15 protein-coding genes, 3 tRNA genes and 3 pseudogenes are annotated in these 24,600 nt (G+C 34.9%); 11 read left to right on the forward strand and 10 right to left on the reverse strand.

Going from position 1 to position 24,600, the window contains the following annotated elements; translation table 11 throughout:
• Positions 1 to 89 precede the first annotated feature (89 nt).
• The 4 genes from BW942_RS15805 to BW942_RS15820 all read left to right on the forward strand — a co-directional run bounded on the left by BW942_RS15805 (position 90) and on the right by BW942_RS15820 (position 1,090).
• Entirely contained in the window at positions 90 to 797 is a 708-nt protein-coding gene (locus tag BW942_RS15805; RefSeq protein ID WP_001280575.1) for a tetratricopeptide repeat protein, read from the forward strand.
• Between the two features lie 35 nt (positions 798 to 832).
• A tRNA-Pro gene (locus tag BW942_RS15810) sits at positions 833 to 904 on the forward strand.
• A 17-nt stretch (positions 905 to 921) separates the two neighbouring features.
• Positions 922 to 998 (forward strand) — tRNA-Arg (locus BW942_RS15815).
• A 16-nt stretch (positions 999 to 1,014) separates the two neighbouring features.
• Positions 1,015 to 1,090, forward strand: a tRNA-His gene (locus tag BW942_RS15820).
• 476 nt (positions 1,091 to 1,566) lie between these two features.
• Here the strand turns inward: BW942_RS15820 and BW942_RS15825 are convergent.
• The gene (locus BW942_RS15825; RefSeq protein ID WP_002083627.1) at positions 1,567 to 2,187 is read right to left on the reverse strand and encodes a hypothetical protein; all 621 of its coding nucleotides are present in this window, start codon (positions 2,185 to 2,187) and stop codon (positions 1,567 to 1,569) included.
• A 70-nt stretch (positions 2,188 to 2,257) separates the two neighbouring features.
• On the opposite strand from BW942_RS15825, the gene BW942_RS15830 reads away from it, so the two are divergent.
• Positions 2,258 to 3,172, forward strand: a complete 915-nt coding sequence (locus tag BW942_RS15830) for a TIGR01777 family oxidoreductase (RefSeq protein WP_000690042.1) — start codon at positions 2,258 to 2,260, stop codon at positions 3,170 to 3,172.
• Between the two features lie 476 nt (positions 3,173 to 3,648).
• Here BW942_RS15830 and BW942_RS15835 read toward each other — a convergent pair whose 3' ends face one another.
• The 4 genes from BW942_RS15835 to galK all read right to left on the reverse strand — a co-directional run bounded on the left by BW942_RS15835 (position 3,649) and on the right by galK (position 11,155).
• Positions 3,649 to 7,428, reverse strand: coding sequence for an Ig-like domain-containing protein (locus tag BW942_RS15835; protein WP_001188885.1), 3,780 nt, complete (start codon positions 7,426 to 7,428; stop codon positions 3,649 to 3,651).
• A gap of 1,504 nt (positions 7,429 to 8,932) precedes the next feature.
• Positions 8,933 to 9,481 carry a uracil-DNA glycosylase family protein gene (locus tag BW942_RS15840; RefSeq protein WP_001984957.1) on the reverse strand — a complete coding sequence of 183 codons (549 nt, stop codon included), beginning with the start codon at positions 9,479 to 9,481 and terminating at the stop codon, positions 8,933 to 8,935.
• Positions 9,482 to 9,563: 82 nt separating this feature from the next.
• Positions 9,564 to 9,986, reverse strand: coding sequence for an STAS domain-containing protein (locus tag BW942_RS15845; protein WP_002068150.1), 423 nt, complete (start codon positions 9,984 to 9,986; stop codon positions 9,564 to 9,566).
• A gap of 17 nt (positions 9,987 to 10,003) precedes the next feature.
• Positions 10,004 to 11,155: a galactokinase gene (gene galK, locus BW942_RS15850; RefSeq protein WP_000611879.1), complete on the reverse strand. Its 1,152-nt coding sequence runs from the start codon at positions 11,153 to 11,155 to the stop codon at positions 10,004 to 10,006.
• A 39-nt stretch (positions 11,156 to 11,194) separates the two neighbouring features.
• Here galK and BW942_RS22145 point away from each other — a divergent pair.
• The 5 genes and pseudogenes from BW942_RS22145 (at position 11,195) to BW942_RS15865 (ending at position 16,319) form a co-directional block, all read left to right on the forward strand.
• Positions 11,195 to 11,380: pseudogene (locus tag BW942_RS22145) on the forward strand (hypothetical protein).
• A gap of 1,181 nt (positions 11,381 to 12,561) precedes the next feature.
• A complete protein-coding gene (locus BW942_RS15855; protein ID WP_000620160.1) occupies positions 12,562 to 13,899 on the forward strand; it encodes a glucose-6-phosphate isomerase in 1,338 nt (445 codons plus the stop codon).
• Between the two features lie 146 nt (positions 13,900 to 14,045).
• Positions 14,046 to 14,366: a hypothetical protein gene (locus BW942_RS15860; RefSeq protein ID WP_000833373.1), complete on the forward strand. Its 321-nt coding sequence runs from the start codon at positions 14,046 to 14,048 to the stop codon at positions 14,364 to 14,366.
• Positions 14,367 to 14,868: 502 nt separating this feature from the next.
• Positions 14,869 to 15,048: pseudogene (locus tag BW942_RS22150) on the forward strand (hypothetical protein); the annotation flags it as partial.
• 392 nt (positions 15,049 to 15,440) lie between these two features.
• Positions 15,441 to 16,319 (forward strand): hypothetical protein, encoded by an 879-nt coding sequence (locus tag BW942_RS15865; RefSeq protein WP_000371768.1) that lies wholly within the window; start codon positions 15,441 to 15,443, stop codon positions 16,317 to 16,319.
• A 415-nt stretch (positions 16,320 to 16,734) separates the two neighbouring features.
• On the opposite strand, the gene BW942_RS15870 is transcribed toward BW942_RS15865, so the two are convergent.
• The 5 genes and pseudogenes from BW942_RS15870 to BW942_RS21105 all read right to left on the reverse strand — a co-directional run bounded on the left by BW942_RS15870 (position 16,735) and on the right by BW942_RS21105 (position 22,577).
• Positions 16,735 to 17,463, reverse strand: coding sequence for a sugar phosphate nucleotidyltransferase (locus BW942_RS15870; RefSeq protein WP_000667727.1), 729 nt, complete (start codon positions 17,461 to 17,463; stop codon positions 16,735 to 16,737).
• A complete protein-coding gene (locus BW942_RS15875; RefSeq protein ID WP_001027030.1) occupies positions 17,460 to 18,455 on the reverse strand; it encodes an aminoglycoside phosphotransferase family protein in 996 nt (331 codons plus the stop codon). Before BW942_RS15875 ends, BW942_RS15870 begins: the two co-directional genes overlap by 4 nt.
• 4 nt (positions 18,456 to 18,459) lie before the next feature.
• Entirely contained in the window at positions 18,460 to 19,971 is a 1,512-nt protein-coding gene (locus BW942_RS15880; protein WP_001983427.1) for a hybrid sensor histidine kinase/response regulator, read from the reverse strand.
• 40 nt (positions 19,972 to 20,011) lie between these two features.
• A pseudogene (locus BW942_RS15885) lies at positions 20,012 to 22,338 on the reverse strand (two-component system sensor histidine kinase NtrB).
• Positions 22,339 to 22,373: 35 nt separating this feature from the next.
• The gene (locus BW942_RS21105; RefSeq protein WP_000656638.1) at positions 22,374 to 22,577 is read right to left on the reverse strand and encodes a hypothetical protein; all 204 of its coding nucleotides are present in this window, start codon (positions 22,575 to 22,577) and stop codon (positions 22,374 to 22,376) included.
• 638 nt (positions 22,578 to 23,215) lie between these two features.
• On the opposite strand from BW942_RS21105, the gene BW942_RS15890 reads away from it, so the two are divergent.
• Positions 23,216 to 24,079: an alpha/beta fold hydrolase gene (locus BW942_RS15890; protein ID WP_033108110.1), complete on the forward strand. Its 864-nt coding sequence runs from the start codon at positions 23,216 to 23,218 to the stop codon at positions 24,077 to 24,079.
• Positions 24,080 to 24,600: the final 521 nt, after the last annotated feature.

Consider the following 24,600-nt stretch of genomic DNA (forward strand, 5'->3'; position numbering starts at 1 on the left):
ATTTTAATAGGTACGTGAAAATAAAAATATAGATCAATAAATCCATTACGTTTTGATATAAAATAACTGTCGTTAGGTGAATTATAAAAATGTCCGACAAGGATAAAAATAAAAAATTTTCTTCCGCTAAGAGAAGGATTCTTCAAGAAATCAATAAGGAAAATTTTCTTTTTGCACTGACTTTAATCGATCGAGAAATTTCTTCAGGAAATGAAGACCCGGAACTATATTATAATTTTGCAATATGCTGTGCAAGAACTGATAATTATAAAAAATGCGTTTCTATTTTAGAAGAACTCCTTGAAAAATTTCCTAGATTTGGTGAAAGGGAAAATTCCATTTTGATGATCGTTTATGCGTTAATTCAAAATAAAGAATATTCAAAAGCCTTAGATAAATGTGAAGAACGCCTCAAGTTTCAAGTGGACGATCTAAAAATTCTTTCTATGAAAGCATTTGCTCTGGAAAAATCCGGTAAGGTCGAGGAAGCAATAGAAATTCATAAGAGAATTCTTAGGCTACGTCCCGATTATAAAAATAGTCTAAATTCTCTCGGTTATTTATTGTTAAATCAAAAAAAACCTAATCCGGAAGAATGGAAGTTGGCCGTTGATTGTTTAAAATCCGTTTTAAAAAATGAACCTGATAACCCCGCTTATTTGGATTCTTTCGGTGTTCTTCTTTTCAAAAGTGGTAAAAAAGAAGAAGCAGTTTTAGCTTTTAAAAAAGCTCTCTTAAAATCTCCTACACATCCTGAGATATTACGACACATTGAAAAAGCGGAAGACTCTACTTGACACTGCTACTGTTTTCAAAAACATGGAGTCGAAAACGGGATGTAGCGCAGGGGTAGCGCATCTGCCTTGGGAGCAGAGGGTCGTAGGTTCAAATCCTATCATCCCGATTTTCCAATCCTCCCAAGACTCGGTAGCTCAGTTGGATAGAGCAACTGCCTTCTAAGCAGTGGGTCGGGGGTTCGAATCCCTCTCGGGTCACCAGGATCAGCAAGAGACGGAGAACGTAGCTCAGTTGGTAGAGCTCCAGTTTGTGGTACTGGCCGTCGCGGGTTCGATTCCCGTCGTTCTCCCCAGTTTTGTGGGAACTCCAATTAAAAATTCAGACAATCACGAGTTTTGATGAATGTGATAATTCCCACAGGTCTTTTTATTCAAAGTTTATAACCTTTGAACCATATTCTTGTTGTTTAAACAAAGTTTAAGCTTGGCTTCTCAAAATTTTATTTAGGAAAGACTGAATTTCATTTGAATCCGATATAAAAATTTATCTTTTTGGATAAAGAATGTGGGAATTCATACAAAATTACAGTTTAGCAACTCATTATAAACACTACTTTTTCTAATTTATTTACAAAAAATTCATATTCAATTCAATACTTTCAAAGTTTATAATATATTAAAATGAGACCGAATCTATGTTTGCACAAACCACGATTTTACAAATAAATTCTAAAAATTTAGAAACTATTACCCTAAAAAAATTTCCTAATTTTCTCACACTGAACTCATAATCTAATTTTCAATGAAATAATAAACTAGTAACTTTACTTTAATCCTCACTCAACCAAATATCTTCCAAACAAAGTTCTTTTGAAAAATCAGAATCTTTTGCAATCCAAGTTCCGTTAACCGTCCAGATAAACATATTCTGTGGGAACTCCTCGCTCATTTCAGGTTTATAATACAAATCTAAAGGAATTTTAAAATGTCTGGACTCTGAAAAATTCAAAAATTTTTCTCCTATAATTCTGTCCTTAGGCAATCTAAGTTCAGTATCCATATCAATCGATTCGCGTAAAATAATACCGAGCTTCAATATTTTCACACTCTCTTTACAACCTACAACGTGAAGGGTTTTCCATTTTGAGATTTCAGGCTTTTGATTTTTAAGGTGGTGTGTTTGTCGTAACTCAACTAAAAAGTCTTCCTTTTGAATTGAGTTACGAAGTTTAAACCATTTTGTAGAAGGATTTTGATCTAAAAGATTACGGATTCTGGAACTTCTATTAGAAAGATAAGAATTCGTAAAATCAAAAGCTAAAAATGGAGGTTGAATTGTAAATGCTTCGATTTTATTCTTTGTAGTATTAAAGAGATAAAAATTCCCTAAAATGATCGTGACCGGAAAAATGAAAACTAAAACTTTGGGCAACAGGCTTTTAGGAATCATAAGATCAAAAGTGTGGGAACTATCACAATGGGCAATCAGGATTTTGAATCACAACAAAAGGTAATTAAGTATGAAAATAGGTATTGTAGGTGGCACTGGATTAATCGGCAGGAATCTTACATTTCGCTTATTAGAAATGGGATACTCTGTAAAAATTTTAAGTAGATTTTCTAATATTCCTAAACTTCTTCAGAGCAAGAAAAATTTAGAAGTTGTCGAAGGAGATTTCCCAAAATCGGAAAATCTAAAACATTTAGATGCGATTATAAATTTAGCCGGATCTCCTATCGCCGGAGTTAGATGGACAAAAAAAGTGAAAGAAGAGATTCGTTTGTCTAGAGTGGGTTATACGGAAAGTTTAGTTTCCTCTATCTCTAAAATTACAGGAGCCCTGCCCAAGGTATTAATTCAGGGATCTGCGATCGGCTATTACGGTTCTTATGATCATGATACAGAAAATTTTTCAGAACATTCTTCTGCCGGTAAAGACTTTCTTTCGTCTTTATGCGTGGATTGGGAGAAAGCCGCTGAACCAGTTTCAAAACTTGGAATCAGATTAATTCAAGTTAGAACAGGAGTCGTTTTAAGTATTCAAGGAGGAGCTTTAAAAAGTATGCTCCCTTCTTTTCGTTTAGGTTTAGGAGGGCCATTAGGTTCCGGAAATCAAATTCTTAGTTGGATTCACATCGACGATGCAGTTAATGCAATCATTCATTTATTAGAAAATCCTAATTCTTCTGGACCATTTAATTTAGTAGCACCGAATTCGGTAAGTAACGAAATTTTTTCGAAAACTCTTGCATATATTTTAAAACGCCCTGCGTTTTTTAGAGTTCCTACTGCGATTTTAAAAGTTCTTTTTGAAGAAGGTGCAGACGTAATTGTAAAAGGTCAAAGAGTAATTCCAAAAAAATTACAAAAGTCTGGATTTTCTTTTTTATATCCAGAATTAGAAACTGCGTTGCAGGATTTGTTACGATCGTAATTCTAACAATTCTGTCTCGTTTTCATGAGATTTTAAAATAAATCTCTAATTTATACTTAAAATTCAGGGCAAATCATAGAGAGTTGTTGAAAAATAAATTCTCCATCCGTTTCTGTTGCATTGAAATGGACAATTGAAGTAATTTTGTTGATCCCCATTATGGAATTTTTCAACAACTATAGTGCAAAAAGGAATTTTAAAAATTTATAATATTATAATGTGATCTATGTATAGAGCTTATCCCAGGATCCTTTCTGCCAAGACTCTTTCACAATCTGTGTTTGATTAGGCGGTTACAAACCTATATTAATTCGCTTACAAACATAGCAGTTTTTACAAATTAGAACCATTTTTATTACTAAATTCATGTATGAATTTTTTCACATTTTAGTATTTTGTGATAAATTCAGTAGGGCAAAAAATTTAAATCGTTCACATCGGAAGAAAATCTACCGATGTGAATTCTCATTTCAATTTCAATATATAGCAGTTCCGAATTCGTTTGAATTCAAAGCAGCCCCCCAAATTCCACCCGTAAGACCAGAACCCAAAATAAGACCCGATGGAGTTGTAGGATCATTCGTTATTGGTGTAGCTCCACCTACAGAGTGAAAGATACGAACTGCCTCATTCGATCCTCCTACAATTACATCCGAACGACCATCACCATTAATATCGCTTAAAGAAAGAGGAATACCTTGTCCATTATTTTGATCAGTAGTAATTCCAAGCGCCGGAATCGCTCCTGCAACCATAGTCACGTCTGCAGTCGTCGTATCTCTCTGCCCGACTCCCCCTTCCAGGAAGACAAGAACCGAATTGGGCGTAAATGGTGCTACCCATAACTGTACGGTTGCGATAACAATATCTGCCATTCCGTCCAGATTCAAATCCTTAACCCCAAGTGTGAGCCCTATACCCTGCCCATCTGCAGCATTCAATCCAGTTATAGAGCGATGAGCGGCACCCAGAGTTACATTTCCCATACCGCCAGCACCAGCTGAAAATAAAGCAATTATCCTACCCTGCCTATTAACATTTGGATTACCAACTTGTATGAAGTATGGCGCTCCTCCGATCACATCTGCAAAACCATCTCCGCTAACATCAGCCACTGCAACTGTATATCCAAGTTGTGCAGCCCCACCTGGCACTCCAGCTGCTACAGGAGCATCTCCTGTAGTATTTGTAAGAGTATGTGTTGTCGCAGTTAAACCAGTGCCTGAACCATAGTAAGCATATATTCTTCCCCAATTTGGCTTGGTTCCGTTTCCATTAATGAAATCAAAACCTGGAGCCCCTACTGCAATATCATCTGCAACTCCACCATTGATGTTTCCTACAGCTAAAGAAAATCCAAATTTCTCACTCGGTAAACCACCAGTTCTAAAAGAGTTAGCCCCCGCTCCACCAGCAGTAACAGCTGCAGTAGCAATTCCTGCTGCTCCAGCGGAATGAAAAATATAAATTCTCCCTCTAGACCCATTATAACTCGGAGCACCAACAACCACATCTGCAAATCCATCTCCGTTAATATCTCCTGCAGCTATAGAATCTCCAAATCGATCTGCGGTTCCAGCTGTACCAGTAAGTGTACTATTTGGGAATGCAGAGAAGGATGTAGTCACACCTGCGGTTCCAGAAGAATGGAAAATATAGACTCTACCATTATCAGGAGCACCAACAACCACATCTGCAAATCCGTCTCCGTTAATATCGCCCATAGTAACTGTTTTTCCAAACTGATCTGCAGCACTTCCTATAATAATTCTGTTCGCAAATTGTGCACTTGTAGTTGTAATCCCTGCAGTTCCAGACGAATGGAAGATATAGACTAATCCTTGACCATATTCAGGAACTACTAAGTCCGAATAACCGTCCCCGTTAATATCTCTATTGGTTCCTTTTCTCACAGTAACCATAGCTGATGTAGTAACGTTGTTAGAAGTATCCGTAGCTCTTACTTGGATTGTATGTTGAGAGTTAGGTCTCCAAGTTGCAGCTCCCGTTGGAAGAGGATATTTCCAGGAAGTAGTTCCAATTACACCTGCACCTGTAAAACCTCCACCATCGATTGAAATTTCAATACTTGCAATCCCACGTGCATCAGCCGCAGTTCCGATCACAAACCCAGACTCTACCATACTATTGGTTCTTAAGTTTTGAATTGCTATAACAGGAGGTGTAACATCCGGGGCTAGTCCAGTTGTAAAATTCCAAGTTAAACTAGGGCCAGGAACAATCGTATTTCCTTGTAAATCTTTTACAGTTACTACGTTAACGGTATAATTGGTACCTGTATTGAACGGAGTTGGCACAGTAGGAGTAAAAGTTGCGGATGCTCCGGAACAATTGGTATTTACGAAAATTCCATTATTGACTGTAAGGTTCAAAGTAGAACAATCAATCGTTTCACTAAAAGAAACCGTGATATTTGAATTTGTAGGAATCCCAGTTGCTCCAGGCAAAGGACTTACTAAAGAAATTTGAGGAGGGGTTACATCCGGTGCCGCTCCTGTTGTAAAACTCCAACTATAAGCTCCGATCAGGTTACCTGATGCGTCCGTTGCAGTAGGAGCAATCGCTACCGTATACGTCGTGTTAAATGCTAAGGCGACTGCCGGTGCAAAGGTAGCAGTATTTCCGTTACAGTTAATATTTAAAGGTACTGTAGAAAGTGGAGTAGTAACATCGTCATCCATACTGATACTTCCCAAAACCGTTCCACAATTCATCGCCTCGTCAAAAGCAATACTTCCACCAGCATTGGTAGGCAATCCTGTAGATCCATTTGCAGGAGTTACAAAAGCTACACTCGGTGCAATCTGATCTGGACCAGGACCAGTTGTAAAATTCCAAGAGAATGGAACAGCTGGGAGATTGGCACTATCGCGAGCTCCCGCATTAATTTCGACCGTGTACGTTGTATTAAATGCTAAAGGGTTGACTGGATCGGGCGTCCAAGTTGCGGAAGTTCCAAAACAAGCAACGCTTCCAACTAAATACACTCCTGTTGCTTGTCGTTTTAATTTAAAAGAAGCGGCATTTACAGTACCACACGCCATCGGCTCACTAAAAACTACAGTAGGATTGATATTCACACCTACTCCGGTCGCATTCACGGTAGGAACCGTAAACGTAACAGTGGGCGGAGTTAAGTCTGGGGCGGCTCCCGTAGTAAAAGTCCAAGTGCGTGGCATTATTGGATTGGAAGATAAATCCGTAATTCCTGCGGTGAGAATAGCTTTATAAGATTTATTGAAGTCCAAACCTGCAACTGCAATCGGAGTTATAGAAGCAGTTGCACCCGAACAGGTTAGAGTTACACCTACATTATTCCCCGGAACAAGCGTTTCTTCTAAAACAAAATTTCCAGGAACCGAACCACAATGAATCGGTTCGTCAAAAGCGACTCCAATAGCAGAGTTCACTGATACACCCGTTTCTCCAGGACTTGGAGATGCAAATGAAAGCGTAGGAGGAGTATTATCTTGACCAGCCCCTGTAGTAAAAGTCCAGTTCAAAGCGCCTGCAAGCGGATTATTGGCTAGATCCTTCATAGAAGCAGAAACTTCAACGCGGTAAGTAGTATTTGGAGTTAAAGGGTTATTTGGACTTAAGCTAGCACTGGAACCCAAACAATTTACACCGGAAGGTTCTACTACATTTGTAGCATTGTTTTTAAGTGTGAGAGAAACATTATCAACGGTAGTACAATCCATTGTTTCCGTGAAAGCTACTTGCACGGATGTTGTATTGGAAATAAGAGCAGCACCAGCTGCAGGTATTCTTAAAGATAAAGCAGGAGCCACTGCATCCACTATAGTAGCCGTGGTAAAATTCCAGGTAAGATCTTCTTTTAGAGAAATTCCTTCTGCAGATTTAATTTCTTTGGAAATTGTTACGCTGTAAGTTGTTGAAGCAGATAAGGCCGAACTAGGAGTGAGAACAGCAGTATTATTATCTAAACGTAAGGTTGCTAAAATAGGATCTCCACCTTTGTTAAGAAAAAAAGTAGAAGAAGTCACGCTTGAAGAATCAAAAGCACTATTGAAAGTCGCTTGGATTGAAGTATTGAGAGGAATATCGGACACACCCGAACCTGGAGTGATTTGCGCAATCGCAAAGGAACTTCCTCCTTTAGTACTCAAATCTAAATAGGCAAAGAAAGGTAGGGAATTTTTACTTCCATTAATACAATTTATTCCCCAAGTGAAAAATAAAACCAATAGAACGGTTTTTATAATTCTCTGCATATCGAACCTCCAACATACTTCGAGCTATCTATTTATTGCGACGAACGTATATCAGTAGAATATCATAGATGATTAGTATTTATCTCTTTGAGTTATAATATGAACGGTAAACTTTGGAATCCAAAGTATCTACTCATTTGGGACTAATGATTCTGTCAAACTCACTAATGTGAACACTTTATTATAAAAAAATGATAATAAGTACATAGGTTTAATTTCGTTTAAAAATTTTTTCTCATTTTCCAAAAAGAAAAAAGAAAAGAATTTAACTTATTTTATAACTTGAAAATACAAAACTGTATCATCCAAATAAATAGCTTAAATATAAGGCAAATTGAGTAATCGTACAAAGAATTGCTTATGTTAGGCGGATTTATAAGTAAAACAGATTATTTGCATCTATCTTTTCTGTATTTGATTGTTTTATCGGAATTTTTTAATTTCAGAGAAAGGTAAGTATTTCAATTTTATACTTAACCTAAATGATGTTAGTGAATAAAATCCTAAAATTTATTTTCTATCTATTCTTAAAAAGATCTTCTTCGGAAACTTTATAAAATGAATTTTGAATTTGATTATAATCGCAAAACGATGATTTTACGTAGAGGTTGAATTCGTTATCTCTTCGTTTTTGTTTTTAAAAATATCTCAAGCATAAAGAAAAGAATACCCAGACTTCATGTCTAAATAAAAAATTTATATCAAATTTATGATATTCTGTCATATATAAGACTTGAGTGGGTGTACTTACAAAGTTAGAAAGTGACTATTCAATTAACGTGAATTCGATGTTAAAGACTCATTTTATAAAAATCCGATTTTTTCGTAAAAATAAATGTGGAACTCCCCGGGCTCTAACCACAAAAAATGAATGTTTAAATGGGACTTAATCTGTGGGAACTATAACAAATCTATATTTTACGGTAAAACTTTGAAACGCGGGAACTCCAATGTTTTAAATCTTTAGAAACTTAAAAAATAGAATCGATCATTTCTATCAATGAATGTAGTAACTCTCACTTTTAGAAAAAATTTCCCTAGTTTCTCTTAAGCCAAACTCACGTTAAATTAATAGAGTTGTTGAAAAATTCCCTAGTTCCGATTAACAAAACTGCTTTAATTGCCAGTTTCCATAAAATAGAAACAGATGGAGAATTAATTTTTCAACAATTCTAATGTGAATTCGATTAACTTTCAGCGACATAATAAAGCCTTCAATATTTTGCATTCAAGCAAGGACTTTAACAAAAATCCACAGTACTCAATTTTATAGGGTGAAACTAACGCAAAAGAGATGATTATGTTATGAACCGAACGTGTGCCTCATAGAGAGTATTTCATTGAGTTAACACGATTCATGAGTTTTATTCGCCAAAATTCTATTATGTCGAATTCACGTTAAATTAAGAATACCAATGAATCTTTTGATTTCTAAAAAATAGAAGGTTCCTACATGCAATTTTATTTTTTATATAAAATTTGTATGAGCTCCCACAAATTCGGATCAACGGAAAAACTCTTTTCGAATCACAGGGTGGTCTTTTAACAATTCCAATGCTTTTTGGATTAATTTTTTACCAGTCTCAGTTTGATTCCATACGTTCAATCCGGAAGGATGCGGTAATGGAATCCAGTCTAATTGAACTCCATAAAATTTACGGGAAAAACTTCTACCGATCACGTCTTCAAGTTTGTATTTTCCAAGTTCAAACACTTGATCAATTGCAAGCTTACCAATCGGAATCAAAAGTTCTGGTTTATGAAAACGAACTTCAAATTCTAGAAATTGAGAACAGTTTTTTACTTCTATCGAATCCGGTTTACGATCTCCACTTTTTGCTTTGCCAGGAAAACATCTACAAACAGCAGACATATTTACTTTACTTCGAAAGTTTTCCTCTTCAATTCCGATTTTTTTGAACCAACCAAAAAGGGTCTTTCCAGCAGTATAAGCAAACGGTCTACCAAACCTTTCTTCGTGAATTCCAGGAGCTTGACCCAAACTAATAATTTTTGAAACGGGAACACATCCATGTACAGGATTCCCTTGCATATTAGGACATTTTCTACAACTTAAAAGACGTTCTATATGATTCGAATATTCTAATTTTCTACTTTTCATTCTATAGAAAAATCTAATTTAAAAGAATCTTAATCGACTCCGCCAAAGAATCAACAACCCGAATAGTGGATTTTAATTTTGTAAGCTCTAAAATTTTTTTTACGTGAGAAGAAGGAGAAAATATTGCCATTCCACCTTTTCCTTTTTCCACAAACTTTGTATGCGTATTTACAAAAACGGCTAGTCCGGAAGAATCAATATATCTAGTTTTTTCCATATTCACAAAAATAAATATGAATCCTCGATCAATTAAATCGAAAAATTTTTCCTTAAGCGCGTATGCAGAGTAAAGATTAATTTCTCCGCTGATTTTTAAAATCACGGCATTTTCTGGAAAGTTTTCGGGGAGATCTTCTTTTTGTAGGGCTACGTCCAATTCATTGATTGAAAAATCCACTTCTTTGGCGTCGAGGTTAAGTGAATCTTCTGATCCCATACCATTTCCCCCAGTTTTCAAATTTCTCTGACCCCGTCGGAGACTTTAAACGAATACAATTTTAGTTCATTTTGGAATTTATCAAAGTAACGGGTTTTTATTTTTTCAAACAATATATTTTTTCTACCTACTTTGTCCAGTACCAAAACACAACCTCCAAAACCACCTCCGATCATTCTTGCTCCTAGAACTTCTTCCATTTTAAGTTCATGAACTATAAAATCAGTTTCTTTACACGAAACTTCGTAATCTTTAGAAAGCGAAGAATGACATTCAAAAAGTATTTCACCTAATCCTTGTACGTTGCCGTTTTTTAAATTTTCGATCGCTTTAGAAGTTCTCAATCTTTCTCCGATTACGTGTTTTGCTCGTTTTTTTTCGATTTCGCTCAAACCAAAAGAAACATTGTCTAAATCCTCCAATTCCACCTGATAAAGTGTTTTTACAGATGATTTGTATCTTTTAATTTTTTGAAACGCAGATTCTACTTCCTTTCTGCGTTCGTTATAAGCGCTATCTTTTAGAGAATGTTTTATTTTTGAATCGATCAGATAAAATTCACAACCTTCTAAGTCCATCTTATGAAAATCGTATTCTAAACTTTCCGTATCAAGAGAGATACAGTATCCTTCTCTCGCGGTAGAAATAATAAATTGATCCATAATACCACAGTTAACTCCAACAAAGTGGTTTTCTGCTCTTTGACTTAACAATGCGATCTCTTCTTTGGATAAGTTCCAATTATGAATTTCAGAAAGTGCAAATGCCACTACAACTTCAAAAGCGGCAGAAGAAGATAATCCAGCACCTTGAGGAATATTTCCCCAAACTACTAAATCAAAAAAATCGGAAATGAAATCTAGTTTTCTAAATTCCTCGACTATTCCATAAACATAATTTACCCAAGCATGTTTGGGATCATAAGTGATGGATTCGACTTCGATTTTTTCTTTGGAAGCAACAGAATAAATTCTGAACTTTCGGGTTTGATTTTTACGGATCGCAATTCGAATTGAAAAATCGATCGCCGCCGGTAAAACAATTCCTCCCGCATAATCCACGTGCTCTCCTATGATATTGATTCTTCCAGGAGCGGTAAAAAATCGAATCTTCTCCTCATTTGATGGAAATTCTTTTTTTAGATTTGCTGCCAAGTCTTCCGGAATCATCATTTACTCTTGATTTGAAATTTGGAAAGTCTTGAAACATTGTTAGAACCTTTGATTCTAGTCAATCTTTCTCTGGTCGTTCGTTATTCAATTTTTATGGTTTGATACACGGAATATTCCAACTTACTGAAATTGTGGGAACTATTTCCTTTTATTGAAATTTTAAAAATGGCCTTTAAAGATTATTCTGAAATTTTAATAGAAACCATTTACAAGTTACAGTAATTCCCACAAATTACGTATCTTGAACTAACGGATTTTTTAAATAGTCTTCTTGTTCAATTTTTATAGTTTGATATGCGGAATATTTTGAATTAGTAAAATTGTGGGAACTCCCAATTTCTTTTTCACAAAAAAGTTTTTGTCATTGGGAAAAAATCTCCGCGCTTGCGATTTAACAAACTCTTCAAGCCGCAATCGTTAGTCGAAGACTATAGCAGTGTTTAATTTTTTTATAGAGTTAATCTAAAACGCCATCATTAAAAATAGAAATAATATTCTATATTCCAAATATAAGCTGAGTGACCTTTACTTTGGGCATCAATGAACTTGAAATGAGACAAAATCTATGGGAACTCTCACATTTTTAATTAATGTGAGTTTGGCATAAGAAATCCGTAATTCATTTTTCTAAAAAAGTTGTGATCTGAATTTTAAAGATCAATTCTTTAAATGTGGGAACTGCCACAATTTATAAAATAGAAAGTTTATAACAATTGAATCTGTCGGATTCGAGTGTGGGAACTACTACAAAATTTAGGTTTGTCTGTAAAATGACGTGGGAACTAACCGCAAATCACGATTTTACGAGCAAATTCTAAAATTGTAGGAACTGATAATTCTTTCTCGTTTTATTACGCCAAACTCACGTTAATTGCCGTATAACTTTCAAACGCCAATAGAAACGAGGCACTTTAGTTTCACAAAGATGTGAAAACTTATACAGAAACTATAATGCTAAAGAATCGTAAATTGTACAATGTGACAGTTTCTATAAAAACCTAACGCTTTTTATGGGACTCAAAAATGATTGATGATAAGATTTCAGTTTAAGAACAAATTTTTACTGGCCCCTATAAAATTAAGTATTGTAAATTTTGTCGTAAAGCCTTGTTTCAGTGCAAAATATTGGATACTTTATTGTATAGTTCTGAGTAATAAGTGAATACAATCTTTTTGGATTTTTCGTTTATTTGATCTAAAATTTCTATAACTTATTCTCAAAATTAATTTTTTTCCAAAAATTTATACAATACATTTTTACACAGAAAATATCTATTGAGTGACTATAAACAAAAAAGACTCTGAATTTTTTTCAGGACAGATTTTAATTTTCAATAAGCCACAAACTGGATTTTTCTTGCCGATCGGTTTAATTTTTTAAAACTGTTCAAGCGTTCTTTTTTATGATTCGACTAGAAACCAGATTCGCTTCTTCTTTTATACAATCCTCTAAACTCGAACCTTTTTTAGAGAAGTCAGAATCGGCCCGACTTACACTTCACTCCTCTCAAGGACAAGGAAAAGAATACTTAGGATGGTTGTATCTCCCCAAAGAGTTGAAAAATTCAGAAATCGAAAGAATGACTCAAGTCGCAGAACGCTTAAGAAATTCTTCGGAAGTAATCGTAGTGATAGGAATCGGAGGTTCTTATTTAGGATCGCGCGCCGTATTGGAAGCCACACTTCCATTTTTCAAAAAACCTTCCATCGGAAATCCAGAAATTATTTTTGCAGGACATCATCTCGAATCTAGATATTTTTCTGAACTAATAGAATATCTCGAAGATAAAAATTTTTCGATCAATGTCATCTCTAAGTCAGGAACAACCACGGAACCTGCCATTGCATTTCGTCTTCTTTGGGAACTTCTTCGTAAAAAATATGGTTCTTCTGCATCTTCCAGAGTAGTCGCTACCACAGATTCATCCAAAGGAGTTCTAAAAAAATTTGCGGATTCGGAAAAACTCGATACGTTTACAATTCCAGATAACGTTGGCGGAAGATATTCCGTCTTAACCCCCGTAGGTTTATTTCCTCTTGCAGTCGCCGGAATTTCGATCAGTAAATTTATATTAGGATTTCAAAATATTCTAAATGATATTCATTCAATTACTGATCCTACCCGCAACCCTGCTACTTATTATTCCGCATTAAGAAATTATTTTTTATCCGAAGGAAGATATATAGAAGTATTAGCAAATTTTAATCCTTCTCTCCGATACGTTTCAGAATGGTGGAAACAATTGTTTGGTGAAAGTGAAGGAAAAGAAAACAAAGGAATTTTTCCGGCTTCTATGGATTTCACTACCGATCTACATTCTTTAGGGCAATACATCCAAGAAGGAAAACGTATTTTATTCGAGACGGTTCTAAGCCCTTCCGAAGTTTGCTCAAATCTGACCTTGAAACCAACTCAAGACAATTTAGATTCTTTGAATTTTCTTTCAGGAAATACCCTCGGATACGTAAACGAACAAGCAAGATTAGGAACTCTACTTGCCCATGCGGACGGTGGAGTACCTTGTTTAGAACTTGTATTTCCGGACATATCTCCTCAATCCTTGGGAGAATTGATGTATTTTTTTGAATATTCCTGTGCAATTTCAGGTTACTCCTTGGGAGTGAACCCATTTGATCAACCTGGAGTAGAAGCGTATAAAAAAAATATGTTCGCTCTTTTAAATAAACCAGGTTTTGAGCAAGAAGGAGAAACACTTCGCAAAAGAATTTCAAGGAACTAAAAATCTCTAAATCTTTAAGAGCCTTTCACATCTCCACTTGAATAGAACCTTTTGAAGTAGTAACACTCAACGATAAGAATATAAGATTATGGTAAAATTTCATTTTACTGCTTGACATCTTTTAAAATCAAGAGCTGGATGAAGCTATGAAGAGGTACAGAAACAAAATCGGCGCCTGCATTTTGGCGTTTTTGTTTGTATCCATTTCGTTTCCCTCTTCTAGCAATCTTCCTGGGAAGTTGTATCCCCATAAACAAACCATAGATGGGGTTGAATCCGAATACAAAGAACCGGTTCAGCTAGAAAAGGAATTCGAATTCCTATTCAGTTTCCACTCTTTGACCCATAAAAATACTTTATTTGTATTCAAGAGCAAAGTTACTTCCCTTCAGGATAGGTTCCAATTCCATTTCTGTAACATCCAAACTCTTAATCTGCTGAATTTACCTCCTCCTTCTCTCGTATAACGAAACTTTAATTTTCTTAGTTTTGTACTTTACGGGGTAAATATGTCTTATCGTCCTCTTTTAGTCGCGTTTGTTATACCTAACGTAGCTTTTTTAAGCATAAACCCTTCTTTTTATTTGGGTTAAATTTTTGTTTTACTGTTTGCAACTTACGGATCTCCAAGTTTTGCCAATCCCTATTCTTTGGGTATTCCACTCTTAGGGTTGGGATTGGCATATTTTTTACCAAGTTCAAACTCGGAATTGTTAGCATTTTTGTGAGAGTTCCTACATTTATTTTTTATGGAAAAATCAGGTTCTTATAAAACAAATCTCTTATGCCAAACCTACGTTAAAATATAGATTTGCAGTAGTTTCCACAGATTAAGTCACATTACAAATTTTTAAACATTAGAATTGTTGAAAAATTAATTTTCTATCGGTTTTCGTTGTATGGAAACGGCCGATTGAAGCGTTTTGTTAATTGTTGAATTTTTCAACTCTATTCATTTTTCTGAAAAAGTTGGAATCTGAACTTTACAGATGATTCCTAAAATGTGGGAACTACCACAAATCACGATTTTACGAACAAATTCTAAAACTGTAGGAACTCATACTTTTAGAAAATTCTTTCTCATTTTCTCTACAAATTCACGCTAAATATCAGCGATTGTTAAAATTCTCATATTCCCTCTTTTTCCAAATTAAGAGCTTGTTCCCAAACCTCAAAGAATTTTACCCTATAATTCTTTAGAAATTTTTAATATTATGCAGTAGTTCCTGCAGATTATAGGTGGCGTTTGGCAATTTGCGAATTTTCGAGCAGTTCTAATGTCGTTAAATTTTCGCAGTAGTTCCCACATTGAGCAGTTCTTAATTAACGTGAATTCGGTATAACAAATGCGAAAGCGATTATTATGCTGCGATCGCAGCATTGAGTTTGGAAATTCCGAAGGAATTGAAACGAAAAGCGCGGTCGCGAGAGCAATTCGCCCAGATTTTTTCTTATGCTACACTCACGTTAATTAAAAAAAATAGGTTTTCTTTCTAGAAAACTTAGATAGTTTTTCCCGGAAATTTTCTACTGAAGTAAAAATGGACCAAGAATTTAAAAGATGGACCCGTCTTCTTAGGGCAATCGAAGCGGGAACAAAAATCGAACTCGATGGATATATACTCAACGATTCCTTTAGATCGAATTTAGAAAAGTTCGTAAAACTTTGTCTAGAAAACTATAACAAAAACGATCTGGCTCCAGTGGTTTATTCTGTAATTCAGGAAATGCTTCTACGGGCGACTGTCTCTAATCTGAGAGAATATTTTTGCCAGGAAAACGGAATCGATTTTTTCGATCAAAATTCTTTCGATTCTAGTGAAGAACAATTTAGGAAATTCTTAAATACTTTAGATCTCAAAGCGGTAAGAGATTCTTTAAAGTCAAAGGATTTATTTTTAAAAGTGATCATTCGTCACAACCATACTGGGCTGGCTGCAGAAGTATTCAATAATTCTAAATCGATTCCATTTATAGAAGAACGTCTAAGAAAATATCTTGCTTCCGCAATGGAATATAAAAATCTAATGGACTATTATAATTCTTATCCGGAAGATAAAGAAGGCAAGAATCTTGGGCTTGCATTTTCTATTTTAATGCTTCGTGAAACCGGATTAAAACCGGAATTGCTTAGAATCAGTTCCAGAAACGACGTTCATATTTCTAGACTGGAAATTCCGTTTGGAGAAGAATATAAAAGTATTCGTAAACAAATTCTAAAATCCTCTATTTTTACAAACGAAAACCAAGAACCAGAACTTCCTTGGAAAACGAGCCGCTGCAGTTACTGTGGTAGAACCGTAGACGATCGTATTTTTTTCTCAAAAATTCCAGAGGATATTCCAGTTAAAGGAATTCCGGAACCAGTTCGGTCTGGAAACGGCATTTGTGCATGGTGTTTTTCCTCTTATTTAACGTAAGTTAGGCGTAAGAAAATTTTTCTAAAAGTAGTAGTTCTTACATTCATTTATAGAAATGAGTAATCCTAATTTTTAAAGGTTAAAAACAGCTGATTTCCCACATTTCAATGTTTTATCGTAAAATATAGTTTTGTGAGAGTTCCCACAGATTAAGTCGCATAATAAATTTTTTGTACATTTATTTTTGATGGAAAAATCAGGTTTTTATAAAAAGAATCCTGACTTCGAATTAACGTTATTTAACGTGAGTTAGACTAAGGAAATTTGGTTCTGAAAAAATTGAAATCTAAACTTTACAGACTGATTCTTTAGATGTGGGAACTACCATAAATTACGATTTTATGAACAAATTCTAAAATTGTAGGAACTACTACTTTTAGAAAATTCTTTCTTATTTCCTGACTTCGAATCCACGTCATTTATGATTGGGAAGTCTACAAAGTTCCAAAAACTCTTTCCAACTAGAACCTAAACGTTCGGAAAAATCATTATCCTTTAGAGAAATATAATATTCTTTTTCACCTAAATCGAACACATTTCCTGGAAAAATTTTTCCACCTAACCTTTGCTTAATGGAAAGTTCTTGAAAGATTTGAGAAAGATCAAAGAAAGTTTCTGATTGAATTCCATCCAGAATATTACTATTCAACACGGAAATTCCTACGTAGAACATATTTCCTTTTCCGAAAAGAATTTTCCCATTTTTCAATTCAAGTCCTGTATAACTCGCTGTCTTTGGCTGAGGCAATAAATACAAAAGGCAATCTTCTTCCGAAAGAACATTTGGCATTTGAAAAAGCTTTTCTGGAAAATAAAGAAAATCAGGATTAATAATCCCGACCGTTTCCCCCATCCATCCTGCCCTTTCCAATCCGGTTCTAATTCCTCCGGCTGTTCCCAAAATTTCTTTTTTTTCCTCAGAGAAAACCAGCGGAAAAAGTGAAAATGTTTCCAGCTCTTTACGAATCTTTTCTCCGAGATAATGAATATTGATTATGGCAACTTCTGCATTCTGTTTCCAAGCTTGAAATAAAGAATAATAGATAATAGGAATTCCATTTACAGTAAGTAGTGGTTTAGGAACGTTTTTGGTAAGCTCCTTCATCCTAGTTCCAAAACCGGCTGCGGGAATAAAAAATTTCACCTGATCCCTTTCATAAAATTAGAATCGGATAAGAGTTCTTCTTTTAATAGATGAAAAAATACGTAGAGTTGATCTGGAAACAAACCAACTTGAACAATTTCCAAAAGATTATCAAGCGCATTCAAAACACTTTGCTTATACTTATTCATCTTTTTGTCAGCTATCAAATAAAAATAAGAACCGAGAGCCTTGTAAGAACGTTGAAGACATTGGATATAATAACATTCTTTAGACTTAGGAAAGTTTTGTTCACTAAGATTTAGAAAAATCTGATATAGTCCCTGTCTCATTCCAAACGGTATCGGTCTATACGCGTCGTAAAGAATACTGGCAAGATCATAAAAGGGAGTTCCCATTCGCGCGTCTTGAAAATCTATCATACAAATTTGATTTTGGGAATTAATCAGTAAGTTCCTTCCATGAAAATCTCTGTGACAAAAAACTTTCACTGGGTATTCTGCAAGAAAAGCAGAACATTCTTCGATAAAAATTTTAGTCTCACTTCTTAATTGAGTTTTGAGCTGAAATTCTTTTTTGAATTTTAGATAATTAGAATATGTAAAATTACTTTCAAAATCGAGTTTTTCTAAATCAAAATCTCTTGAACTAACCGGAGGAATCGGATTTGTCTTTTGTAATTTGACAAGTATTTCTATCGATTTTATAAGCCAATCCCTATATTCCAAATCGTCTTCAATCGAAGTCAGATCCTTTTCTCCTCCATCGGTCATCAAAATTAAAAAATGGATCAAATCTTTCTTTAAGATTTCAGGAACTAAAAATTGTTCGTGACTTAAAAAATCAGCAATCTCTACAAAGTCGTGTTGAAAACGAAGGTCTTTGCAAAGAATTAGGGTTCTGTCCGGATAAACGACACGAAAATATTTTCGATCAGAGGCTTCGGAAACGATCGGAGTAATTTCTTGAGGAAGTTTTCCAGAGAATTCCAAAAACTTCAGCTCTGGATCCGTGAGAGGAATTGAAATGTTCATAGTATTATACCTTATTCGGAAAAATTAAACGGAATTCAGTTCCGAAGTTCGGCTCCGATTCAATTTCGATTTTAATTTTGTGTTGGTCCGCAATTTCCTTGGCTACAAACATTCCGAGTCCAGTTCCCTTCCCAATTCCTTTTGTAGTAAAATACGGTTGATAAATTTTTTGAATCACTTCTTCGTCCATTCCAACTCCATCGTCCAAAACAGACACGACAGGATGATGATTTTTAATATATACAGAAATTTGAATATTCCCCTGATTTCCAGTTGCGTCCGCGGAATTTAATACGATATTGGAAAGTAAAAGAGAAAGTTGATCCTGATTCGATTCTACAATCACTGGTATCGGTTCCGGTTTAAAATGGATCTTACAGTTTTTAAGTCTGGAAGTTTTCTGAAAAACGTCGATTACACTTTCCACACATTCGTTTAGATCAATCGGCTCCGAAGCCCTTTTGAAATTCTCACCTGGTTTCCCTAACTGTAAAAGGTTGTTTGTAAGAGTCTTCAATTTGACCAATTGACTCCAAGTGATCTGAATCGCCTTTTGACGAATCGGATCCGTTGCATCTGGAAGTTTTGCAATCTCTATATGACCTTGAATCGCAGTCAAAGAATTGTTAATCTCGTGTCCTATACTCGAAGCAAGAATCGAAAGAAACGCCCTACGTTCCGCATCTATGAGTTTTTCAGAAATCAAAAGTTTACTCGTTATATCTCTCGCAATTCCAGTATAATAAGTTTGACCTTCTATGTCATAATAACATATCGAAATTTCATAAGCTCTTACTTCCCCATTTTTACTTTTTAGATCGGCTCGGCTGATTCTTGAAATTTGCTTTTTATTTTTTCTTTTTAAGAGCCGATTTAGCCGTTCCATATAAAGTTTTTCTTTTCCAACTGGTATCAGAACTTCAAAATGTTTTCCTACAATTTCTTCTTCGACGTATCCAAATGCATCTAATGCGGCTCGGTTTAAACCCGAAAATTTCAATTCTCGATCCAAAGTAATTACACAATCACTAGTTGCGTTAAGAATATTATAATTTTGTAAATATAAGTCCTTAGCTCTTTGTGCGAGTTTAGTATTTTCCGTTTCCGATTTAATCAGATTTTCTGCACGTTTATCCCTGGTTTCTTTTTCTATTTTAGCTCTTTCTAATATCTCCAAAATGTTTCTACGACGGATCGGTTTAGATATGTAATCGAATGCCCGATTGCGGACAGCTTCTTCCGCAGAATTGAGATCGGGATTTCCAGTCATTAAAATGACTGGAATATTTTCATTGATTTTACGGATTTCTTTTACAACTTCGATTCCACTTTTACCGTTCATTACGATATCCGAAATAACCACATCCACTTTTTGGTTTCGAATAATTTCGAGAGCAGAATCCGAATCCTTTGCGGATAATACTTGATAACCTTCTTTGGAAATAACTCTTTCCAAAACGATACGAATTTCGAATTCATCGTCGATTACGAGTACCGATGTAAACTTTGATTCCATAAACTTTTGCACTAAACTCTATTTTACCAAAAAAACGTCCTTATATAGGAAGGCGAATCAAAACCCTAGTTCCATTTCCAATGGAAGACTCCAAAAAGAGATGGTTCCATTGTGTTCCGAAATGATTCTTTGGGAAATGGAAAGCCCCAAACCGGTTCCTTGTTTTCCTCTCCGAGTAGTATAAAGAGGAAGAAACGCTTTTTCTAAAACTTCTTTAGTCATTCCTGGGCCGTTATCCGAAATTGTAAAAAGAATCGAGTCTCGATTCAAATGAAATTCTTTCTGAACCGTGATCGAAATATTAGGTAAAAAAGGTTTTGTTTCCATTTCGGCAATCGCGTTAATCGCGTTTACCAAACAATTGATTAAAACCTGTTCGATTTCTTGCCAAGCAGCTCGAATTTTAGGAAGATCCGGATCTGCAATTCGTTTTAATTCGATCCCATTTTTTTTACAGGAAACTTCAATCAACTCGCAAGCTCTGAGAAGAATGTAGTAAGGAGATACAAGTTCTTTTTCCCTTGCTACGGTTCTTCCTAAATCCAGTAAAGACTTAATAAGATCTCGGATTCGAACACTTGCAGCTTCAATTCTTTTATAAATCTTTAACCTTTCTGCAGGATCAGATTCTTCGGTTTCTATTAACTCTTCTAGATAAAGTAAACTCGCCTGAAGAGGATTATTTACTTCGTGCGCAATCCCTGCGGCGAGTTCTCCTATAGAAGCGAATCTTGCGGTTTCATAAAGTTGTTTGTCCAGAAGTTTGGTTTGTGTGACATCCGAGAAGATCAACATAACTGCCTCACCTCCGTTTTCCCTATATTTTTTTAACGGAAGAATTTTAATCGAAAAGAAATTTTCCTGCTCCCTAATAAACGGAATTAAAAGGTCTAAAAATACAGCTCTTCTGGAATCGAGACAGTTTTTGACTCCGTTTTTAAGTTCTTCCGCTACATTCTGAACAAAAAGCGAGAAAAAATTCTCACCGATAACTACATTCAATATTTGGAATAAAAGGAACTTGAGAATCGGAGCCACTTCTAAAACGATTCCTTCTGAAGTGAGGATTACAATTCCATTGTTCATCGCAGAAAATAAGTTTCTCAGTTTGATTTCGGAAGAACGGATCAATTCCTCATTCTTCTTTTGTTCCGTAATATCTAGAAGTAACAAAATAGTTCCAATAGGATTTCCATATTCATCCCTTATTCTCGAAGAGGCAAGAAGCATTGGCACTTCCATATCTGGAAAAATTTTCATTTTGATTTCGGTTCTGAATTCTTCCTTAGAAAGTCTCTCTAAAACGGCTGGAGGCAAATTTAAAAATTCGCCAATTGGAAGATCAATGAAATCTTCTTTATAAACTCCTAATATTCTTTCAAGACTTCTGTTTCCGTACGTAATATAACCCTCGTCATCAGTGGAGATAAGAGGGACTTCTATAGAATTAAGAAGTGCTCCTTGAAACTGTAATTTTTTGGAATTTTCAATCCTGGTTCGTTCCGTCTTAGCATTTTGTAACGAGCTATGTATGTCCGAAAGAATTTCCTCATATAGAAAATTTTCACCGGAATCAAAAGCCATTTCCTCTAAAGATAGAATTTCAACTCCTCCTAAAAGGTTTTCTTTTTCTCGGATTCCAAGAGAAAGACTTCTTCGGAATTTATGATCCGTAAAAATAGATTCCCATTCCGGATACTTCCCATTACCGAATTCATGTATGACAAAGTTATCCTTTGTATCTATCAAATTTCTCATCGGAAATGGAACATTAGAAGAAATGAATGAATGAATTTTATGTTTTAATTCTGGATTCATCCCCTTTTGTCCCAGAATTTGTAACTCTCCTTCCTTGAAAAAAAAAGCCCAAACTAAAAAGTAATGCGGATTTTCCTTAAGAGTATCGCAGAGTTTTTGAAAGATAGAACTCTCAGAAGTCAAATATCTTAAGTTTTGTCTTAAAAGCCTTAAGGTTCTTAAGATACTTTGCATATAATAAAGTCTGAGTTCTGTCTGCTGAATTTCAGACTGATCGGTGAAATAAAATAACAACAATCCTCTTCCTTCAAAGTGAGTACTGTTTACCGTAAAATTTACAAGTTTGTCTTCTCCACTTTTATGTTTGAGTTGCCAATAAACTCTTAAGGGTTCGTTGTGTTTGATTGTTAGAGTTTCTTTTGGATGTGTCGAACTAGATAAAATGAAATCGAGTGATTTTCCCTGGAGCTCTTCCGAGGAATAACCTAAGATGTTTTCAAGAGCTGGATTTAAATAAAGAATAGTTTCCGTCTCTGTATCTAAAGCAAGAATTCCTTCCTGAGTAGGATGGAAAAAAGAATAAAACACGGAAAGTAATGAATCTGGCATCCTGATTTCCAGTATAACCTGAAGTGAGTCTCGACTTACTTTCGATTCTTTGCAAGAACTAATTCCGGAAAACATACCAAATCAAACGTCTCTTTGATAAATGGTTTTTTGATAGATTTAGATTCCTTATATAAGGATTTTTTAGGTCGATTTGTTGAAATTCCAAAACCCCACCACATAGTGCTAAAATTGTACAATTTGAATTTAGAATCTGCCCAAAATCTATAGGCTTCTTTCACACAGGAACTGATTTTGACATTCCTTATTTAGCGCCAATAAAAAGCGTGAGAGTAATTTTTTAGCAGATCTCTTTTAGTATATTTTCAAAGTTATCAATTTCAATTGGTTTACCTGATTTATAGAATCTATTTTTCAAAATCCAATTTATTCAGAACTATGTAATAGAATGTCAGAAATTTTGTCTCTAAATTCAACTCCTAAAGTTTTGAAGGCGTTTCCACATTTTGAGTGGCTATAACTCAGGAACGAATTATCAAAGGTGAGAATATGGTATCAAAGTTTACTCTTTCAAATTTGAAAACACATCAGTTATTGACTATAAAATTCAAAAAGAACAATTATCCAATTAAATTTCTACATCAAATCACTGTTTTGCGACTGTCATATAGAAAACATCTTAGAGTTGGCATTTTGAGCAAAGATAAAATAGAGTTGTTGAAAAATGAATTCTCCATCTGTTTCCGTTGCATTGAGATGGACAATTTGAAGCAGTTTTGCAAATCTCCACTATAGAATTTTTCAAAAACTCTATTTATTTTTGAGATAGGATTCCAATTAAAAATTCATTTGATAGAGGTTTCCTAAAAATAACTTTATGAAAGATGAATATTATAAACGAAATAAAAAATCTATACTTATGAAATTGATATATGGATCGTTTCTGAACTACTATCACTGGAAAAAGAAAAAATACATGAAAGAAATTCTTGGGTTTAGGGATCTAAAAGTGGAAATCGGAGGGCATTTCATTTATTTTTTGGAAAAAAATCCAGAAAAAAAGAATTCGATCCTTTTAATTCATGGCCTTTTGGATTCCGCAACTGGGCTTAGAAAAGTGGCCCCTAAAATCAGAGAGGATTATCGTGTTTTGATTCCTGATATTCCCGGTTTTGGAAAAAGTAAACTTCCCAATCTTAAATATTTGTATCAAGTAAACGTTTTTGCGGATTTGATCTACGAGTCGATTCGAAAACTAAATCTCACCAATACAGTGTTAGGTGGTCATTCGATGGGGGCTTTGATTTCTATGCATATTGCACTTAAAGACAGCGAAAAAAGAATTTCCAAACTCGTTTTGATGGCTCCCGGTGGAATCCCTCATCCGAAACGGGACGAAATGAAAGAGCTTCTATTTCCTAAAACTGAAGAAGATCTTTTGAAACTTATTGAAGCGTTGTATTACGAAACTCCAACTCTGCCGGGAAAAATTGCCAGAAAAGCTCTCATTCAATCCTGGAATGAACTTCCAAATCAATTTTTAACTGTAAATACTATAGAAAGAGAAGAAGAAATTTTCCTTGGAAAAAAGTTAAGTGCAATTCAAATTCCCGCTTTAATCCTTTCCGGTAAAGAAGATCCTATTACGGATACTACAATGATTAAAAAACTTCATTCTTATTTAAAAAGAAGCAAACTTGTTTTGATTCCAGGTGCAAAACACGCAATTCATATGGAAAAATCGGATGAACTTTCTTTGGAGATTAATCGTTATTTAGATTAGATTTCGATTTAGTCTGCGACTTGTTTTCCATTAGTCTGTTAACTTAGAGTTTGCCCTAAATCCTAAACACCGATCATAGAAGCGAGACGAAAAACTCAGAGAATGTGTCTCTAAGGATCGGCATTCAGAAAGTGAAATTAAGTTTCACAAAAACGTGGGAACTACTGCGAAAATTTAACTACATGAGAGCTGCTTGAAAGTTCGTAAATTGCCAAATGCGACGTAATTTGTAGGAACTATTGCATTTTATTAAAAATTTCTAAAGAATGATCACATAAAACTCTTTAAGGTTTTAGGACAATCTCTGATAATTTTTTAAAAAAATTATTAGTAAGATAATTACTGAAAAGTCCACAAAAAACAAATGCGACCTAATCTGTGGGATAACCAACCCCACAAATAATTGGATCTCAAGATCTATCGTCGGAATTACGACAAAATCTTCTGTAAAACTTAGTTCCCGCCCCTATTTTTGGGTGGGGGAGGAGGTGGAAAGGTTTTCTTTATCAGAAAAACATACT

This window comes from Leptospira interrogans (assembly GCF_900156205.1).
Classification (GTDB): Bacteria; Spirochaetota; Leptospiria; order Leptospirales; family Leptospiraceae; genus Leptospira; species Leptospira interrogans.

Bases quoted from the DNA above. Each gene is read 5' to 3' on its own strand.
- BW942_RS15805 (WP_001280575.1), top strand. From the start codon at position 90: ATGTCCGACAAGGATAAAAATAAAAAATTTTCTTCCGCTAAGAGAAGG.
- BW942_RS15825 (WP_002083627.1), bottom strand. From the start codon at position 2,187: ATGATTCCTAAAAGCCTGTTGCCCAAAGTTTTAGTTTTCATTTTTCCG.
- BW942_RS15830 (WP_000690042.1), top strand. From the start codon at position 2,258: ATGAAAATAGGTATTGTAGGTGGCACTGGATTAATCGGCAGGAATCTT.
- BW942_RS15835 (WP_001188885.1), bottom strand. From the start codon at position 7,428: ATGCAGAGAATTATAAAAACCGTTCTATTGGTTTTATTTTTCACTTGG.
- BW942_RS15840 (WP_001984957.1), bottom strand. From the start codon at position 9,481: ATGCAAGGGAATCCTGTACATGGATGTGTTCCCGTTTCAAAAATTATT.
- BW942_RS15845 (WP_002068150.1), bottom strand. From the start codon at position 9,986: ATGGGATCAGAAGATTCACTTAACCTCGACGCCAAAGAAGTGGATTTT.
- galK (WP_000611879.1), bottom strand. From the start codon at position 11,155: ATGATTCCGGAAGACTTGGCAGCAAATCTAAAAAAAGAATTTCCATCA.
- BW942_RS15855 (WP_000620160.1), top strand. From the start codon at position 12,562: ATGATTCGACTAGAAACCAGATTCGCTTCTTCTTTTATACAATCCTCT.
- BW942_RS15860 (WP_000833373.1), top strand. From the start codon at position 14,046: ATGAAGAGGTACAGAAACAAAATCGGCGCCTGCATTTTGGCGTTTTTG.
- BW942_RS15865 (WP_000371768.1), top strand. From the start codon at position 15,441: ATGGACCAAGAATTTAAAAGATGGACCCGTCTTCTTAGGGCAATCGAA.
- BW942_RS15875 (WP_001027030.1), bottom strand. From the start codon at position 18,455: ATGAACATTTCAATTCCTCTCACGGATCCAGAGCTGAAGTTTTTGGAA.
- BW942_RS15880 (WP_001983427.1), bottom strand. From the start codon at position 19,971: ATGGAATCAAAGTTTACATCGGTACTCGTAATCGACGATGAATTCGAA.
- BW942_RS15890 (WP_033108110.1), top strand. From the start codon at position 23,216: ATGAAATTGATATATGGATCGTTTCTGAACTACTATCACTGGAAAAAG.